This is a genomic window from Thermostichus sp. OS-CIW-20, assembly GCF_054061455.1.
Genome location: NZ_JBSSEF010000006.1, coordinates 83733 through 100534, shown reverse-complemented (window position 1 = coordinate 100534; position 16802 = coordinate 83733). Strand labels below are relative to the sequence as shown.

Here is a 16802-nt window from a genome sequence, read left to right as displayed (position 1 = left end):
TTTTTCTCAGGGTTCTTCTCATGAGCGCTTCGATAAGTTCCCTCAAAACCGAACGTCTGGCGGCGGCCTTGCCCGCCGAGCTGCCGCTGCTGCTTGCGCCAGCGGGGGATTGGGAGTGTGCAAAGGCGGCGGTGGAAAACGGAGCCGATGCCATCTATTTCGGGCTGGAACGGTTCAACGCTCGCCTGCGCGCCCGCAACTTCACCGAAGCGGATTTGCCGGAGCTGATGGCCTGGCTGCACCGGCGCGGGGTGCGGGGCTACGTAACTTTAAATACCTTGGTCTTTCCCGAGGAGCTGGAGGAGGCGGAACGGTACATCCGCGCGATGACAGCAGCGGGAGTAGACGCGGTCATTGTGCAGGATGTCGGCATTGCCCGCCTGGTTCGGCATCTTTCTCCCGATTTCCCCATCCACGCCTCGACGCAGATGACTGTCACCAGCGGCGTGGGAGCTGAGTTTGCCGCCGAGCTGGGCTGCGAGGTGGTGGTGCTGGCGCGGGAGTGTTCCCTCAAGGAAATAGCCAAGATCCGCGCCCATCTGGAAGAGAGGGGATCCCCAATTGCTCTGGAGGTGTTTGTCCATGGGGCCCTCTGCGTGGCCTACTCCGGGCAATGTCTGACCAGCGAAGCCCTGGGAGGACGCTCGGCCAACCGTGGAGAATGCGCCCAGGCCTGTCGCCTGCCCTATGAGCTGGTGGTGGACGGGATCCGGCGCGACTTGGGCGAGAAGCGGTATTTGCTCAGCCCCCAGGATCTGGCCGGGCTGGAGGTGCTGCCGGAGCTGGTCAAGCTGGGGATCCACTGTTTGAAAATTGAAGGCCGCCTGAAATCGCCGGAATATGTAGCTAATGTAACGCGCATCTATCGGCGGGCCTTGGACGCTCTGGGGGCAGGGCAGGCATGGCAGCCCTCAGCCCAGGAATGGTATGAGCTGGAGATGAGCTTTTCCCGCGGCTTGTCCACCGGCTGGCTGCGGGGCATCAACAACCAGGAGCTGGTACACGCCCGTTTTGGCAAAAAGCGGGGGGTTTACCTGGGGCAGGTGCTGAAGATCGAAGGGGATCAGGTGGGGGTGCGCCTAGAAGCCCCCCTCAAGCCGGGGGATGGGGTGGTCTTTGACCAGGGAGAGCCGGAGCTGCCCGAGCAAGGAGGGCGGGTTTACTGCGTGCAGGAGAGGCAGGGGTTGGCCTGGCTCGGCTTTGCCCGGGGGGCCGTTGACTGCAAACGCCTGCGGGTGGGGGATCGCCTCTGGAAGACCAGCGACCCAGAGCTGGAAAAGCGCCTGCGCCAGAGCTATGCCGGGGATCAGCCTCGCTTTCAACGCCCCATCCACCTGGAAGTGCACGGCCAGGCTGGACTGCCACTGACCCTGATCCTACGGGACGAAGAGGGCCACGTGGTGCAGGTGGATTCCCCACTGCCTTTGCAACCCGCTCGCCAGCAGCCCCTCACCGACGAGAAGCTGCGGCAGCAACTGGGCCGCCTAGGGGGCACGCCCTTCCGGCTGGGATCCCTGCACAACGCCCTGGAGGGGGAGGTGATGCTGCCGGTCAGCGTCCTCAACCAGATGCGGCGCCAGGCAGTGGAGCAGTTGCAAGCGCTGCGAGCCCGGCCCCGCCGCTGGCAGCTCAATCCTGACGCCCACTGGCAAGACCTGCTGCCTCCCCTAGAGCCAGCCGAGCCGGGATCGCCCCAGCTAGTGGTGTTGGTGCGGGAGCCGGAGCAGGTGCCGGCGGCGCTTGCCTGTGGCATCCGGCAGATCTACCTGGAGTTTGAGGATCCCCGTCGCTACCGAGAAGTTATCCGCGCTACCAAAGCTGCTCACCCTGAGGTGGAGCTGTGGGCGGCCCCACCCCGCATCACCAAGCCGGGAGAGACCTGGATTTTAAAACAAGTGTTGGCGGCAGGAGCCGATGGCTACCTGGTGCGCAACTACGACCACCTGCGCTTTTTTGCCAACCAGCGCTGCATTGGCGATTTTTCCTTGAACGTGGCCAATCCCCTCGCCGCCCATTACTTGAAAACCCGCTACCGCCTGGAGCGCCTGACCGCCTCCTATGACCTCAACCACGAGCAACTGGGATCCCTGCTGGAGGCCGGCCCCGCCCACTGGTACGAGGTTACTATCCACCAGCACATGCCCATGTTCCACATGGAGCACTGCGTCTTCTGCGCCTTTTTGTCCAGTGGCACGGATTACACCAACTGTGGCCGCCCCTGCGAAAAGCACGAAGTAAGGCTGAGGGATAGGGCCAATGTGGAGCACATTTTGAAAGCGGATGCTGGCTGCCGCAACACCCTCTACAATGGCAAAGCCCAAACTGGGGCAGAATATGTGTCGCAGCTCCTGGCGCTGGGGTTGCGATATCTGCGCATTGAGTTCTTGCAGGAGTCTGCCGAGCAGGTTCAGCAAACCCTACGCTGCTATCAACAGCTCCTCCAGGGCCAGATGAGTGGCTCTCAACTGTGGCGGGAGCTAAAGCTGTACAGCCAGTTGGGGGTAACAAGGGGCTCTCTGGAAAGTTGAGGTCAATCTATGCCCTTTTGGCCGCCGCAGATCCTCCCCTCTGCCCTCTACCCCCTTCTGCAGCAGGGCCTCAAGACCCTTTTTCCTGAGGCTCTCTGGGACTTACCGCCAGATCCTCAGAAGCGACAGGTGGCCCTTACCTTTGACGATGGCCCTCACCCTGAATACACGCCGACCCTGTTGCAAGTTTTACAGGAGTTTCAGGTACCAGCCACCTTCTTTGTGTTGGGGGAACGGGTGCAGCGCTGGCCCCACCTGGCCCGGAAAATCCGCCAACAGAGCCACGGCATTGGCCTGCACGGCTGGCAGCACCGCTCGTTTACCCAGCTTAGCCGAGGCGAACTGCTACAGAGCTTGCGACGCAGCCAGGATACCCTCGTGGCTGCCTGTGGCGGCACCCCAGAAGAGTATCGGGCCGTGCGCCCCCCCAACGGTCTCTTCTGGCCCCGGACGCTAACCGACTTGCGCTCCTGGGGGTATCTACCGGTGATGTGGAGTGTGGTGCCGGAGGATTGGCTCTGCCCGCCGGTGGCCGTGGTGGTGGAGCGGGTGCTCAACCAAGTGCGGCCCGGCTCCCTGATTGTGCTCCACGACGGCGTCCAGGGGGGATCTCAGGTAGCCGAGGTAGTCCGCCGTTTGATCCCGGCTTTGCGGGAGCAGGGGTTTGACTTTGTCCGCCTGCCCCTTTCTGGCAAGCTTCCCAGTTGCAGAGGAAATTGAATACAGTGAAAGGCAGCGATAGGGAGGGCAAGCCATGGGCGTGCGCAAGATCATCTACGGCATTTTCGGGCAGCGAGCCGGCAGCCTCATCGTGGGCACGTGGAATTGGCTTTGGGGGCTGCCGGTGGAAAAAGGCGGGGCAGAGGCAGTGGCGGTGGCCGAAGAATCGGTGCGAACCATGCAGGAGACTGTGCAGCGTCTCACCGAAGCCGTCGCCACCCAGGTAGCTGCCTACCAGCGGGCCGAGCAAAAGTACGTGCAAAAGGTGCGGGAGTACCAGGCGCTGGAGAACAAGGCTCGCCTGGCTATGCAACGGGGGGATCAAGAAGCCGCTCGCCTAGCTATGGCCGAAGCCCTGCGCATTGAGGCCGCTCTTGGCCCGCTCAAGGAACAAGTGGAAACTGCTGAGCGCTATGTCAAGGCTGCCAAGGAAAAGCTGGCCCGGGAAAAAGAGCGTCTGGCCCTCTACAAGCGCGAGCTGAGCAACCTCAAAGACATCTACGAGGTGAACAAAGCCCTTGAACAGATGACCCGCGTTAACAACGCCTACAGCATTGACTCGGCCAAGTCCCAATTTGAGGCGGCCAAGAACGCCATCCAGGCTCGCCAGCTCAAGGTCCACGCCCTCAGCGAGCTCTCCGAGGATCGCAGCGAGCAACTTGCCGCCCAGCTTGACGAAATGGCTCTTGAGGACGAGATCTCCCGCCGCCTAGCTATGCTCAGTGGCCAGGGAGGCAGCCCCGCCAAGATGCCCTTGCCGGATCTGGACTTCGAGAAGCGGCTTCCCCAATAGTGGGGATCCCTTCTGGCTATTGCTCCGCCTTGTCGGGGCTTTTCCTTACGCTGAGGTGTCGTTCCCAGGAGATAGGGTAAACCTAGTCCTCGGCGAAATCGGCCTCCACCACCCCACCGGTCTCGGGGCTGGCAGCCACTGCCTGCGCCGGGACGGTTTGTGCCACCTGTGGCACTTGCACGAGCTGGGGCGTGAAAACGAACAGGTTGTAGACCGTGTTGCGGCGGATGTTGTCCATCATCTCCAGGAACAGCTCGTAGCCCTCGTTCTTGTATTCGATGAGGGGATCCCGTTGCCCATAACCCCGTAGGCCCACCGCTTCCCGCAAGGCCTCCATCTGCTGCAGGTGCTCCCGCCAGAGGGTGTCCACCTGCTGCAACAGGAAAAAGCGCTCAGCCTTCCGCATCAGGCCAGGCTCAAAGGTATCCAAGAAGGCCTCTTTGGCCTCGTAGGCCATCTCCGCCTGTTTGATCAGGTAGTCGAGGATTTCCTGATAGGAGAGATCCCGTAAGTCCTCAACCTTGAGGTTGTCTTTGAGCAGGGGAACGAACTCCTGCATCTTGGCCGTCAGCTTGTCGATTTCCCACTCCTCCGGCGGCAGCTCCGGGTTGACGTGGGCTTGCACGATCTCCTCAACGGTCTTGCGCACGTAGTCCAGGATCTTGGTCTTGAGGTTCTCCCCTTCCAGGATGCGCCGCCGCTCCGAGTAGATGGCCCGCCGCTGGTTGTTCATTACCTCGTCGTACTCGAACACCTGTTTGCGCAGGTCAAAGTAATACACTTCCACCTTGCGCTGCGCGTTCTCCAGGCTGCTGGAAAGCAGCGGGTGCTCGATGGGCATGTCTTCGTCTACCCGGAACATGTCCATCAGCTTGGCCACCCGCTCGCCACCGAAGATCTTGAGCAGGTTGTCTTCTAGGCTGAGGAAAAAGCGCGAGGAGCCAGGGTCTCCTTGCCGTCCGGCGCGGCCCCGCAACTGGTTGTCGATGCGGCGGGACTCGTGGCGCTCCGTGCCGATGACATGCAAGCCCCCCAGCCGCACCACCTCCTCGTGTTCGGCCTCTGTGACCTTTTCGTACTCGGCCTTGATGCTGTTGTAGACCTCCCGCAGTTGCAAGATCAGGGGATCCTGCACCGGCGCCTTCTCCGAGGCCACTGCGATGAGATCTTCCACCACCAGCTCCGGCAGGCGGTTTAACCCATACTTGGCCACTGCGGCTGCCACCACCTCCTCCAAAGCCTGGCTGGTGCGGGCCGACAGCTCACAGGGGTAAAAGTTGGGAGAGACCACCGTCCAGGATTTTTTCGGCTTGGGCGAGGTTCCGCCAAACCCTTGCCCACCGCCCCGTCCCACCATGGGAACGGATCCCAGGGGGTTGTCGGCGTCCAGTTGGGCCAGCTTGGGCATCAGCCGTTCCCGCAGCTTGAGGCGGGCCATGTACTCCGCATTGCCGCCCAAAATAATATCCGTGCCCCGCCCAGCCATGTTGGTAGCAATGGTTACGGCACCTTTGCGTCCTGCCTGGGCGATGATTTCCGCCTCCCGCTCCACGTTTTCTGGCTTGGCGTTGAGGAGGTTGTGGGGGATCCCCATTTCCTTGAGCATGGCCGAGAGGCGTTCGGATTTCTCCACGCTGGTGGTTCCCACCAAAACAGGGCGCCCCTGGGCGTGCATGTGGGCAATCTCCTCGGCGACCGCTTTCCACTTGGCGTTTTCGGTCTTGTACACCAAATCGGGGGCATCTTTGCGGCGAATGGGCCGGTTGGTGGGGATCACCGTGACTTCTAGGTTGTAGGTTTTGCTGAACTCGGCTTCCTCGGTGCGGGCAGTGCCTGTCATGCCGGAGAGCTTGGGGTAGAGCAGGAAGAGGTTTTGGTAGGTGATGGTGGCCAGGGTTTGGCTCTCGTTTTGAATCGGCACCCCCTCCTTGGCCTCCACCGCCTGGTGCAGCCCGTCCGACCAGCGGCGACCGGGGAGCACCCGCCCGGTGAACTCGTCCACGATCACCACCTCTTGGTTGCGGACGATGTAGTGGACATCCCGGATGAAGAGCTCCTTGGCCTTCACTGCATTAAAGACAAAGTGCGCCCAGGGATCCTTGGGATCGAACAGGTCGGAGACCCCCAGCAGCCGCTCCGCCGCCTCAAACCCTTCGTCGGTGAGGATGACGTTGCGGGCTTTTTCGTCCACCTCGTAGTGCTCGTCCCGGATCAGCTCCCGCGCCACCTGAGCCGCCTTGAGGTATTTTTCGGAGGGGCGGGCCATCTGGCCGGAGATGATCAGGGGAGTGCGGGCCTCGTCGATGAGGATGGAGTCCACCTCGTCGATGATGCAGTAGTTAAAGGGCCGCTGCATCACCTCTTTGATGTCGGTGGCCATGTTGTCCCGCAGGTAGTCGAAGCCCAGCTCGCTGTTGGTGCAGTAGGTGATGTCGCAGTGGTAGCTGCGCCGCTTCTCGTCGGTGGACATGCCCTCTTGCACCAGGCCGACGGTCAGGCCCAGGAAGCGGTGCACCTGCCCCATCCACTCCGAGTCCCGCCGGGCCAAGTAGCCGTTGACAGTAACGATGTGAACCCCTTTCCCGGTCAGGCCGTTGAGATAGGCAGGCAAGGTGGCGACCAGGGTTTTCCCTTCGCCAGTTTTCATCTCGGCAATCTGGCCCTCGTGCAGCACCATGCCGCCAATGAGCTGCACATCGTAGTGGCGCAAGTTGAGAACCCGCTTGGCCGCTTCCCGCACCACTGCAAAAGCCTCGGGCAGGAGATCGTCGAGGGACTCCCCTCTATCCAAGCGCTGGCGAAACTCGGTGGTCTTGGCCCTGAGCTCCGCATCCGAAAGGGAGGCGATCTCAATCTCCAGCGAGTTGATCAGCTTGACAACAGGCAGGTACTTGCGGATCTTGCGATCGTTGGGATCCCCAAGGAGCTTCTGGAGAATTTGGAGCATGGGCAAGCCTAGGCCAATCATTAAAGTAGCGATATAGCGCAATTTTACCATTCCAATTGGCTTGGCCGGCCAGCCCAGCCAAGACGGCAACAGCCCTTTGCCAAGAAAGCCCCAAGCCCTGGAGGGGGGAAAGTGCTTGCGGCCAAGGGCAAGAAGATGTCAGGCTAGGGAAGCGAAGGGATCCCAGGGCTTATGAACTTTCTAGGCGTTGGACTGCCGGAAATGCTGGTTATCTTTGCGGTGGCCCTCTTGGTGTTTGGGCCGCGCAAGCTGCCGGAGATTGGCCGTGCCCTAGCCAAAACCTTGCGCAGCTTGCAGGATGCCGCCAGAGAGTTTGAGGCCCAGTTAACCCAGGAAGCCGAGGAGCTGGAAAAGGCCGCCCGCACAGCCGCTCCCAAGGGCGCCAAAACAGCAGCTCCAGCCCCAACCCAAACCAACTCGACCGGCACAGCCGACCCGTCCACAAAGCCGGCTGCCGAAGCAGAGCCTGTGGCCGCCGCATCCCCGTCCGAGGGCTCGTCAACGGCGGATGCTGCCTAGTCTATGCCCCGCTGCAACCTGCTCTGTTTCGGCATGGAGATCACGCACCTGTTCGTTTTGCTCCGGCGGAGGTAGCAGCCGGGCTGCGGCAACACGGCCAAAACCCCTCCGACTCCGAGATCTCACCAGGAGCTGCCCCCTGCCGGCTCCTCGGCGATGATGGGGATTCGCATCGACCTCAGGCGTTGGGATGGTCGGCCGGTGGATCCCTGGTTGTTGCAGGAGATCAACCGACAGGACTGAAACCCCTTGGCCAGGGGTGCTTGCTCGGAGACCGATCCAGGCCCTAGGGTAAAGGGGCGAGCTCTTTGCGCCTCTATGCCCACGGCCACCCTGTTGGTCTCTTGCCCCGATCAAAAAGGGCTGGTAGCCAAGCTCTCTAACTTTATCTACAGTTACGACGGCAACATTCTTCACGCCGACCACCACACAGATCTCGAGGCAGGGCTGTTCCTGAGCCGCATCGAGTGGGACCTAGAGGGCTTTCGCTTGGAACGCTCGGAGATTGTCCCCGCTTTCTCTGGGATTGCCCGCGGGATCCAGGCCAACTGGGAGCTGCATTTTTCCGACACGCGCCGGCGCATTGCGGTGTGGGTTAGCAAGCAGCCCCACTGTCTGCTGGATCTCATCTGGCGGCAGAGGGCTGGGGAGCTGCTGGCGGAGATTCCTTTGATCATCAGCAACCATCCCGATTTGGAGCCGCTGGCCCGCTCTTTTGGCATTGACTACTACCACATCCCTGTTTCTCCGGAGAACAAGGCCGAGGCAGAGGCCCGCCAGCTCGCCCTGTTGCAGGAATATCGCATTGACCTGGTGGTCTTGGCCAAGTACATGCAGGTGCTGAGCGGGTGGCTGCTCCGCCAGGCGCCGCCGGTGATCAACATTCACCACTCCACCCTGCCTGCCTTTGCCGGCGCCAACCCCTACCAGCGCGCCCACCAGCGGGGCGTCAAGATCATCGGCGCCACCGCCCACTACGCCACCGAGGAGCTGGACGAAGGGCCGATCATCGAGCAGGACGTGGTGCGGGTAAGTCACCGCGACACAGTAGCCGACCTCATTCGCAAGGGCCGCGACATGGAGCGCCTAGTCCTGGCCCGGGCCGTGCGCTATCACCTGGAAAATCGCGTGCTGGTCTACCACAACAAGACTGTGGTGTTCGCTTGAAGGAGCTGCGCCGTTCCCCAGGATTGCAGAGCCGCGCTCCCGAAAGAGAGCTGCTCTGCCAAACTGGAAAACAAAAGTAGAGGTGGGATTATGGCCTTCGATTGGTTTCGCCGTCGCTACACCGACTTCAAGGGCGAAGCAGAATCTTCTCCCCCAAATGCCGAGTCGACGCCTCCCCCAGCGGCAGAGTCGGCAGCGATGTCGCCGGAGGACTATTTGGCTTTTGCCAAGGCCGCCTATGCCAACCTGAAAGCGCGAGCTGCTGCCCAAGCCACTCAAGCAAAGGTTGTCTCCCCAGCCACCCCTGCAGCAGAATCGCCTGCAAGCGAGGGCTCTGCCCCAGCGGTTGCAGCAACTGAGGCAGTCTCTCCCCCATCGCCTCCTGAGCAGTCGGCTGCTGCGGCCTCCTTCTTTGATCTGGCCCCCCGTGCTGCCGAGCGCCTGCAAGCCCTAAAGGCAACCGCTGTGGAGGAACCGGAGCCAATGGCGGCAGCCGTGGCTGCCCCGCCCCCAGAGCCGGCGGCGGAAGAGGTGGTTTTCGACGAGGGCTTTCGCTGGTCAGCCGAGATCCTGGCAGCCCAAGGGCGCAAGCCCGAAGAGATCTCCGTAGAAGAGATCTCCTGGCTGCAAAAGCTGCGGCGGAGTCTGGGCAAAACCCGCCTCAACCTGATCAACCAATTAAAGGCTCTAATGGGCCGGGGGCCTCTTGATCGGGAGGCGGTCGAAACCATTGAGACGATGCTGCTGCAGGCGGATGTGGGCGTTGAGGCCACCGAGCAGATCCTCCAGGCCCTGCAAAAACGCATGCGGGAGGAGGTGGTGCCCCCAGAGGAGGCGGTGAAGTACCTCAAGCAGCAGATGCGGCAGATGCTGACGGTAGGGGATCCCACCTTTGCGCCGCAGCGGGGCACGCTCAACATCTGGCTGATCGTGGGCGTGAATGGGGTGGGCAAGACCACCACCATCGGCAAAATTGCCCATGTGGCCCGCCAGTCCGGCTACCAGTGTCTAATTGCTGCTGCCGACACCTTCCGCGCTGCCGCCATAGAGCAGCTCAAGATCTGGGCAGAGCGGGCGGGGGTGGAGGTCATCGCCAACCCGTCTCCCAATGCCGACCCGGCAGCCGTGGTGTTTGATGCCATCAACGCCGCCAAGGCCAGAGGTACGGAGCTGCTGCTGGTGGATACGGCAGGCCGCCTGCAAAACAAGAAAAACCTGATGGAGGAGCTGGCCAAGATCCGCCGCATCATTGACAAGAAAGCTCCCGAAGCCAAGGTGGAAAGCCTCTTGGTCTTGGATGCCACCCAAGGGCAAAACGGCCTGCGCCAGGCCCAGGTGTTTGCCGAAGTGGCCAAGCTAACCGGCGTCATCCTCACCAAGCTGGACAGCACCGCCAAGGGGGGGATTGCCCTGGCCATTACCCAGCAGATGCACTTGCCCATCCGCTTTATCGGCGCCGGCGAAGGGCTGGAGGACCTGCGGCCTTTTTCCAGCTACGAGTTTGTGGAAGCTCTGCTAAGTGAGTATTGAGGCAGCCCCTTGCTGGGCAGAGCCACCGTGAACGAGATACCCACAGCTCCCAATTGGGTTGGGCGTCGCCCTCGCCGCCTGAAACCGGTGGGGGCGGGAAGGATGCAGAGGCTCTGCAAGAACTGGTGGCCACCTCGGTGTTGTCGAGGCTGTTGAGAGCATCTGCCAAGAGCTGCGATCCACCAGGGCTGAGTTTTGGGAGTTCACCGACGGGGGAGAACTTCTACTATGGTCGAACTGCACCTGCAACCCCATGCTGGTTTCAGGGCTTGACCTGTCTGGCAGATAAGCTGGAGAGCGCCTCTGGATCCCTGGAGCTTCCCCTTCGCGTCAGTGGTGCGTAGCGCTAAAAAAAGGCCAGATCCCTTGTCGCAGAGTTTAGTCTGGTCAGAGCGGCTACTTGGTGTCGTTCCAGAGGGCTTGTTCATGCGTCCTTTCGGCAACCCCAACCGTTTGGGCAGTTCTCCTGGCGGGGGATCCCTGCCCGGATCCAGCTCTTTTGTGCAGTTTCGCCGCGACCCGCACCTGCTGTCCTTTTGGGGCCTGAGCCTGGTGATCATGGGCCTGGCAGTGCCGCTGTTTGTGCTCTCGGGGGCGGATCCCAGTTTGGCCGGCTGCGACGAGAGCTTTTATGCCCAGATGGCCCGCGAGCTGCTGCGGGGGAGCAACTGGCTGGGGCCGACTTTTTTGGGGGAGCCTTTTTTCGAGAAACCCCCTCTGCTCACCTGGAGCGTGGCCCTCAGCTTTGCCCTTTATGGCGTAAACGAGTGGGCGGCGCGGCTGCCCGGGATCCTGGCGGCTCTGCTTTCTATTCCTCTGGTGGGCTGGATTGGGCGAGCCTTTTTGCCAACCCGGGCGGCCCTCTTGGGCATGGCGGTTTTGCCCCTCTGCTACCTCTGGGTGCAGCAGGGGCGGCTGGTGGGGCAGGATGTGCCCTTGACCTGTCTGGAGCTCTTGGGGATCCTGGCCCTGGTCAACGGCAGCCGCGGCCACCGGCGCTGGTTTTGGTTGGCGGGAGTGGCCTTTGGGCTGGGCCTTTTGATGAAGAGCGCCATGATCCTGCTGCCGGCGGTGGCTTTGATCCCCTACTTGTGGCAGCAGCGGCGGCACTGGCTGGGATCTGCCCAATTTTGGCTGGCAATTGGCCTGGGCCTGGGGATCTTCGGCCTCTGGCTGGTGCCGGCCATGGGGGTGTACGGCACAAAGGTGCTGACCACCTTGGTGGGGAAGGTGTGGGATCTGGGGCGAGAACCTTTCCATGCCGATGCCAGCGGCTGGTACTACTTTTGGCACATCCCGATCCATGGCTTCCCTTGGACAGTTTTGGCCTTGGTGGGAGGCTGGCTGCTGCTGCGGCAAAAGCCGGGATCCACCCTGCTGGTTTGGTCTTTCCCCCTGCTGTTGTTTTTGCTCTTGCAGCTCTACCCCACCAAAACCCCCTACTACACGGTACAGCTCTATCCCTGGCTGGCTCTCCTGGCGGGGGTAGTCCTCGATCAAGCTCTGCCGTTTCCGCTCCGCACCGGCTCGGTGGCAACAGCGGGACGAGGTTCTCGGCGAAACAAACCCCCCCTAGCCCAGGTGCTCTCCTGGGGGCTGGCGGCGGTGGGGACGCTGCTTTTGGGTTTGGGGGTGGCCGTCAGGCGGGACGTCGAGGGACTGGAGCTGCTCCAACCCCATGCCTGGTCGTTGGTGGCAATCGGCCTGTTGTATCTGCTCTTGCCGGTGCTCTGGAGCTGGCGGCGGGTGCTGCACTATGCCGGCGAACTCTGGGTGGGCACGCTTCTAGCTGCCAGCATCCTCACCATGGTCAGCATTGTCCTGCGGCCTGACTTCGGCAATTTCAATCCTGCCTTTGCCCAGCTGGACTGGAAACAGATGCTGGGCTCTGACAAGGGCGATTTCCCCGTAGTGGACATTGGCCGCAGTGGTCTGCCAGATGTCTGTCAGGCCCAGGCCATCGCCTTTTACACCCCCAACCCAGGGCGATGGGTGGATGACGCCGCCCTGCAAGCAGGAGAACATGGGGATTACCTGTGGGTCTCTCCCGTCCAAGCTCAGCAGCTATCGCTCCAGGATTTGGGGCTGCAGCCTTTGGCCGAGGTAGAGGGTTGGCAACTGGTGCGCCGCTTGGGATCAGCCGGCGGGGAGCTTTCTCCCTCTCCCTAGCAAAAGACCCCAAAGGCCACCGCCAGCTTGCCATCCCCCAAAGGAGCCCAGGTTCCCCAGGCAATCGGCAAGGTACCCTTCACGGCTTTGCAGGCTTCTGGGCTGCCATCTAACCGGAACCCCTCAGCTAGAAGCCGCAGCAGCCCCGCACTGTACCCCCCTCAATCCCCCTGCCCCCCGTATACGGGGGGTTGGGAGGGAAGGGGGGGCGGTCGGAGCCGGGTAGTTTACGCAGCTCGGAAAAGCCAGTTGCCGGAGTGGGATCCTGTCGATGGAGGCAGCTCCTTCTCAAGAGCAAACGCCAAGGCTAGAGTCGCTTTGCCATGGGCAAGGTCGGATTCGAACCGACACGGTTTCCCGCCGCATTTTGAGTGCGGTGCGTCTACCAGTTCCGCCACTCGCCCAGGCTTGAACCATTATCCTACTGAACCGGCGAAACCTCGTCAACCACCCCTACGCGCCGGGGGCTTGCTCGAGTTGCTGGGCTTTTTGCCGCAGCTTGCGGGTTTGCTCCATCACCTCCTCCAGATCTTCCTGGGAGAGGCGCTCTACGTAGTTGATCTTGATCTCTTCCAGCAAGTCTTGCAGCAGGGAGCGGATCTCATCCAGAGCATGTTGCTGGGTAAGTTCACCTGCCAAGACTTCGCCAAATCGCCGCAACAGTTGGGCCACCAGCTTGGAGCCGACGGGATCCTCGAAGCTGTTGGTCAAGGCTTTGTAGGTGGTGGTGGTCAGCTCGCCGGCCAGGCGCTCCGTCAGTTGGCTGGGCAGGGATCCGAGGCCGGGCAGCCGTTCCAGGGTTTGCAGGGCGGGGAGTTGTTTGAGCAGGCCATCCAGGTTGTAGCGGAGCCATTGCTCCACCTCCGGCTGAACCTGGGGCAAGACGCGGTAGAGGACGGTGCGAAAAACCAGGTTGGCAATGGCTTCCAGCTCGTTGATCTCGTTGAGGTCGATGTAGCTGCGGGAGGGATCGGCTGCCGGCAGCAGGGGCAGGGATCCCCGCTGGATGGATGCCTGGATTTGGTTGATCACCCGCACGACGATGACCTCGGTCAGGTCTTCGGCGAAGTTGGTGACAAAGCCCTGGCTTACCTGGGCCCGGACCCGCTCCAGATCCAGCAACTGCGCCTGTCCCAGCCGGATGGTGACGGGGATCACCCGCAGCCAGCGCCAAAAGGGCAACAGCAGCAGCACATCGTACCAGCGCCAGAGCATGGCATCCAGCCAATTGACGCCGGTGTAGCGGCGGCTGATGGCCACCGTGCGCAGGACAAATTCCAGCCCAAACAGCAACACAAAGGGAAAATCCAGCAGCGGAAAAAAGTCCACGGGGCTGCCGCTCTCGCCGATGGGGCGGGAGTAGTTGGTCTCGAAGAGGGGGCGCAGCCGGGCCTGGAAAAATTCGATCCCGTCTTTGGGATCGACGCTGGCCAAGTATTCGGCAGTCCAGAAGCGGGCGAAGGCGGCCCTGGCCGAGTCGGCTCCGGGGATGTGCTCCCGCATCAAGTTGAGGATGCGCACAAACTGGCCGGTTTTGTTGGCGGCCTGAAAGGGGTTGGTCTCGATCATCTCGTCGCTCAGTTGCCGCAAGCGGGCCAGGAGCGGCGCCGCCGCTTCCGACTCCACCCCAAAGCGCAGGGTGACCTGGCGCAGCTCATCCACCAGGGCCAAGTAGCGCTGGGTTTCCGGGTTGGGCTCAATGCCTTTCACCGGGTCATACAGGTCGGTTACCGGGGAGCGGCTGGTCTGTTGGGAGAGGATGGGCAGGGGAATGGGAGGGCCAAAGGCGCCGAAGATCTGCACCCGCCCCTGGAGCCAAAAGTCCCGCCAGGGCACGTAGCTGAGGTCGAAGAGCACCCAGCACAGGTTGCCCAGGGCCAGCAGAGCCATTCCTCTTTCGTAGAGGAGCAGCCAGCGACTTCGTCCCTTGCGAACAGAACGTTTGATAATGCGTCGGGCCGCGTTCATGATCTCGGGCAACGGGTCGGGTGAAGCCAGCCCTAGCCTACCACCCCTGGCTTGAGCTTCTCTGGGCCGCGGCAAGCTGTTGCACAACCTGGCCGAACTGCTGCCAGATGGCCTCTGCCTGTGGCCCCACCTGGCGCAGGATCCAGCCCTGACAGACGGGATCCGGAGACTTGACCAGCCAGTGTGGGGATTCTGTCCCGCTGACGTGAACGGTCGGCCAAGTGGGTTCCGGCCAGTCCCCCAGCAAATACAGGGATCCCCAGCAGAGATGGGATCCCAGCACCGACGCGGTGGAGACATGCTGGTGGGGAAAGCGGAGATCGATGTGTTCTTGCAGCCAGAGCTTTTTCTGGCGGCTAGCAGATGGGCTCCCGGCAGCGACCCAAACCCGCAAGCTGCTGGAAAGGCGCCGAAACTGCCAGCATTCCCCCATGGCCAGCCGCCCGGCCGTCCAGATCTCGGCATAGGCCAGGCGGGCACTGGGATCCAGCTCGATCTGCACCTGTTGGCGGAAGTCTGCTCCTGCGCCGGGAATGGTCGGGTGAGGGATCCAGATCAGTTGGCTGGTGGGGGCCAGCTTGACCTTGGCCTGTTGCCGGATCAGGCCGGGGTGGAGGCGGGTTGCCCCCTGGGTGCGAATTGCCAGCCCTGCGCCTGCCCCCAGCTCGATCGCGATGCGGTGGCGATCCCCGCCCAGCAGGCCGCCGTTGGGGTTGCGCAGGTAATAGAGGGGCGGCTCACCGGGGGATCCCAGCCATTGCAGGGGGGCCTGAGAATACTCCCAAATGCGGGCATGTTCGCCTTGGCGGCTGATCTTCAAGAGGGCCTTGCCGAAGGTCACAGGCGGCTTACAGAGGGGGAGTTAGCCTGGATGGGGCAAAAGAGCACCTCCCGCTTCAGCCAGCTTAGGATCTGATCCAGTCCCTCGCCCGTGCGCAGGTTGGTAAAGACAAAGGGCCTGTCTCCCCGCATGCGGCGGGCATCCCGTTCCATCACCCCCAAGTCCGCCCCCACATAGGGCGCCAGGTCGATCCTGTTGATCACCAGCAGGTCGGAGCGGGTGATCCCCGGCCCCCCTTGCGCGGGATCTTGTCCCCTTCGGCCACATCAATAACATAGATGCAGGCATCCACCAGCTCTGGGCTGAAGGTGGCCGCCAAGTTATCCCCTCCCGATTCCACCAAGATGGGATTCAGGGGACAGAAGCGGCGCTCCAGCTCCTGAATGGCATCGAGGTTGAGGGAGGCGTCTTCCCGAATGGCCGTGTGGGGACAGCCGCCGGTCTCCACGCCGATGATCCGCTCCGCCGCCAGCGCCTTGGCCCGCACCAAAAACTCGGCATCTTCGCGGGTATATTAGTCTCCACGGCCAAAGACAAGGGATCCCGCAGTGCCAGACAGAGCTTTTCCACCAGGGCGGTCTTCCCGGATCCCATCGGGCCGCCAATGCCAACCCGCACCGGCTGAGCAGTCTGCGCCATTTTGCCCGACCTCTGATACCTGATACTCTTTTTGGGCATTCTAGAACTAGACGCTTGCAAGGGATCCGGGTATGGTTCGACTTTTGGTGGCAACTGCCGTAGTGCTGGTGGGCTTTCTGGTGGTGAACCGGCTCTACCGCAACCCGCTCAGTTCAGAGCCAAGTCCAGAGCAGGCCAGCCCAGAAGCCGCCCAGCAAGGGATCCCCCAGGGAGGGCCGCTGCAGATCTACCAATCGCGGGAACAGCTCCAGCAAACCCTCAACCAAGGGGCTACAGCTACCCAACAGCAGGTAGAAGCCCTCGAGCAGTCCTTGGGCAATTAGTTGTGGCGGGCAGGAGGAGATATCCCCCAAACGCGCTAAAGTCGAGAATGCTGCAATTTTTTATAGATCATCCATGCGGATCCCTCCTGTTCCTCCGGAAAAAGCCGACAAGCAACTGCAGAAGGTTTACGAAAGCCTAGAAAAAACCTATGGCACCGCCCTCAACCCGCTACAGGTAATGGCCCACAAGCCGCAGCTGATGCGGGCGGTGATGAACCTGTACGGAGCGCTGCACACCGACAACCCCAACCTGCCCGAGGAGCTAAAAGAGCTGGTCAGCATCCGCATTGCCCAGATCAACGGCTGCCGCCACTACTGCCTGCCCTACCACACCCTGCAGGCGCAAAAACACGGCGCCTCCCCGGCCAAAATTGCCGCGGTGGCCCAGGCCCGCACCAGCGCCCTCTACACCGAAGCCGAGAAGCTGGCCATCGAGTACGCCGAGCGCATGACCGTGCCCAGCATGGTGGTGACCGACAGCTTCTTTGCCCGCCTCAAAACCATTTGGTCAGACGAAGATCTGGTGGAGCTCTCGGCCTGGATTGGCTTTATGAACTTCTGGACCAAGGTCATCGCCGCTTTGGATGTGCCTCTGGATCCCATCTTTGCCGAGCAGCTCCAGGCTTCCTAGTTTCCC

At 61.9% G+C, this 16802-nt stretch carries 12 protein-coding genes, 1 tRNA gene and 1 pseudogene; 9 read left to right on the top strand and 5 right to left on the bottom strand.

What is annotated here, in order from left to right; all coding sequences use genetic code 11:
• The first annotated feature begins 20 nt into the window (after positions 1 to 20).
• The 3 genes from ACVWXC_RS04415 to ACVWXC_RS04405 are packed head-to-tail and all read left to right on the top strand — an operon-like array spanning position 21 to position 4041.
• Positions 21 to 2528, top strand: coding sequence for a DUF3656 domain-containing U32 family peptidase (locus tag ACVWXC_RS04415; RefSeq protein WP_457391327.1), 2508 nt, complete (start codon positions 21 to 23; stop codon positions 2526 to 2528).
• 9 nt (positions 2529 to 2537) lie between these two features.
• Entirely contained in the window at positions 2538 to 3248 is a 711-nt protein-coding gene (locus ACVWXC_RS04410; protein WP_457391325.1) for a polysaccharide deacetylase family protein, read from the top strand.
• A 34-nt stretch (positions 3249 to 3282) separates the two neighbouring features.
• On the top strand, positions 3283 to 4041 hold the full coding sequence (locus ACVWXC_RS04405) for a PspA/IM30 family protein (RefSeq protein ID WP_457391323.1): 759 nt from the start codon (positions 3283 to 3285) through the stop codon (positions 4039 to 4041).
• A gap of 82 nt (positions 4042 to 4123) precedes the next feature.
• Here ACVWXC_RS04405 and secA read toward each other — a convergent pair whose 3' ends face one another.
• A complete protein-coding gene (gene secA, locus ACVWXC_RS04400) occupies positions 4124 to 6988 on the bottom strand; it encodes a preprotein translocase subunit SecA (protein WP_457391321.1) in 2865 nt (954 codons plus the stop codon).
• Between the two features lie 192 nt (positions 6989 to 7180).
• Here secA and ACVWXC_RS04395 point away from each other — a divergent pair, with 192 nt between their 5' ends.
• From ACVWXC_RS04395 to ACVWXC_RS04380, 4 genes are all read left to right on the top strand, one after another.
• Positions 7181 to 7528 (top strand): TatA/E family twin arginine-targeting protein translocase, encoded by a 348-nt coding sequence (locus ACVWXC_RS04395; protein ID WP_099884193.1) that lies wholly within the window; start codon positions 7181 to 7183, stop codon positions 7526 to 7528.
• A gap of 318 nt (positions 7529 to 7846) precedes the next feature.
• Positions 7847 to 8695 (top strand): formyltetrahydrofolate deformylase, encoded by an 849-nt coding sequence (gene purU, locus ACVWXC_RS04390; RefSeq protein ID WP_099884195.1) that lies wholly within the window; start codon positions 7847 to 7849, stop codon positions 8693 to 8695.
• Between the two features lie 90 nt (positions 8696 to 8785).
• Positions 8786 to 10225, top strand: coding sequence for a signal recognition particle-docking protein FtsY (ftsY, locus tag ACVWXC_RS04385; RefSeq protein ID WP_457391318.1), 1440 nt, complete (start codon positions 8786 to 8788; stop codon positions 10223 to 10225).
• Between the two features lie 426 nt (positions 10226 to 10651).
• Entirely contained in the window at positions 10652 to 12394 is a 1743-nt protein-coding gene (locus tag ACVWXC_RS04380; RefSeq protein ID WP_457391349.1) for an ArnT family glycosyltransferase, read from the top strand.
• A gap of 324 nt (positions 12395 to 12718) precedes the next feature.
• Here ACVWXC_RS04380 and ACVWXC_RS04375 read toward each other — a convergent pair.
• The 4 genes and pseudogenes from ACVWXC_RS04375 to ureG all read right to left on the bottom strand — a co-directional run bounded on the left by ACVWXC_RS04375 (position 12719) and on the right by ureG (position 15842).
• Positions 12719 to 12798 (bottom strand) — tRNA-Leu (locus ACVWXC_RS04375).
• 49 nt (positions 12799 to 12847) lie between these two features.
• On the bottom strand, positions 12848 to 14362 hold the full coding sequence (locus tag ACVWXC_RS04370; RefSeq protein ID WP_099812368.1) for a hypothetical protein: 1515 nt from the start codon (positions 14360 to 14362) through the stop codon (positions 12848 to 12850).
• A gap of 37 nt (positions 14363 to 14399) precedes the next feature.
• Positions 14400 to 15203, bottom strand: a complete 804-nt coding sequence (locus tag ACVWXC_RS04365; RefSeq protein ID WP_099812369.1) for an urease accessory protein UreD — start codon at positions 15201 to 15203, stop codon at positions 14400 to 14402.
• Positions 15200 to 15842 (bottom strand): annotated as a pseudogene (ureG, locus tag ACVWXC_RS04360) (urease accessory protein UreG). Before ureG ends, ACVWXC_RS04365 begins: the two are co-directional and overlap by 4 nt.
• 71 nt (positions 15843 to 15913) lie before the next feature.
• Between ureG and ACVWXC_RS04355 the strand changes: the two are divergent.
• Positions 15914 to 16165, top strand: a complete 252-nt coding sequence (locus ACVWXC_RS04355) for a hypothetical protein (RefSeq protein ID WP_011429644.1) — start codon at positions 15914 to 15916, stop codon at positions 16163 to 16165.
• Positions 16166 to 16238: 73 nt separating this feature from the next.
• Positions 16239 to 16796, top strand: coding sequence for a carboxymuconolactone decarboxylase family protein (locus ACVWXC_RS04350; protein WP_011429643.1), 558 nt, complete (start codon positions 16239 to 16241; stop codon positions 16794 to 16796).
• Positions 16797 to 16802: the final 6 nt, after the last annotated feature.

What these genes read in the sequence shown, in the direction of transcription:
- ACVWXC_RS04410 (WP_457391325.1), top strand. Translation starts at nt 2,538, where the DNA reads ATGCCCTTTTGGCCGCCGCAGATCCTCCCCTCTGCCCTCTACCCCCTT.
- ACVWXC_RS04395 (WP_099884193.1), top strand. Translation starts at nt 7,181, where the DNA reads ATGAACTTTCTAGGCGTTGGACTGCCGGAAATGCTGGTTATCTTTGCG.
- ACVWXC_RS04350 (WP_011429643.1), top strand. Translation starts at nt 16,239, where the DNA reads ATGCGGATCCCTCCTGTTCCTCCGGAAAAAGCCGACAAGCAACTGCAG.
- secA (WP_457391321.1), bottom strand. Translation starts at nt 6,988, where the DNA reads ATGCTCCAAATTCTCCAGAAGCTCCTTGGGGATCCCAACGATCGCAAG.
- ACVWXC_RS04415 (WP_457391327.1), top strand. Translation starts at nt 21, where the DNA reads ATGAGCGCTTCGATAAGTTCCCTCAAAACCGAACGTCTGGCGGCGGCC.
- ACVWXC_RS04380 (WP_457391349.1), top strand. Translation starts at nt 10,652, where the DNA reads ATGCGTCCTTTCGGCAACCCCAACCGTTTGGGCAGTTCTCCTGGCGGG.
- ftsY (WP_457391318.1), top strand. Translation starts at nt 8,786, where the DNA reads ATGGCCTTCGATTGGTTTCGCCGTCGCTACACCGACTTCAAGGGCGAA.
- purU (WP_099884195.1), top strand. Translation starts at nt 7,847, where the DNA reads ATGCCCACGGCCACCCTGTTGGTCTCTTGCCCCGATCAAAAAGGGCTG.
- ACVWXC_RS04355 (WP_011429644.1), top strand. Translation starts at nt 15,914, where the DNA reads ATGGTTCGACTTTTGGTGGCAACTGCCGTAGTGCTGGTGGGCTTTCTG.
- ACVWXC_RS04405 (WP_457391323.1), top strand. Translation starts at nt 3,283, where the DNA reads ATGGGCGTGCGCAAGATCATCTACGGCATTTTCGGGCAGCGAGCCGGC.
- ACVWXC_RS04370 (WP_099812368.1), bottom strand. Translation starts at nt 14,362, where the DNA reads ATGAACGCGGCCCGACGCATTATCAAACGTTCTGTTCGCAAGGGACGA.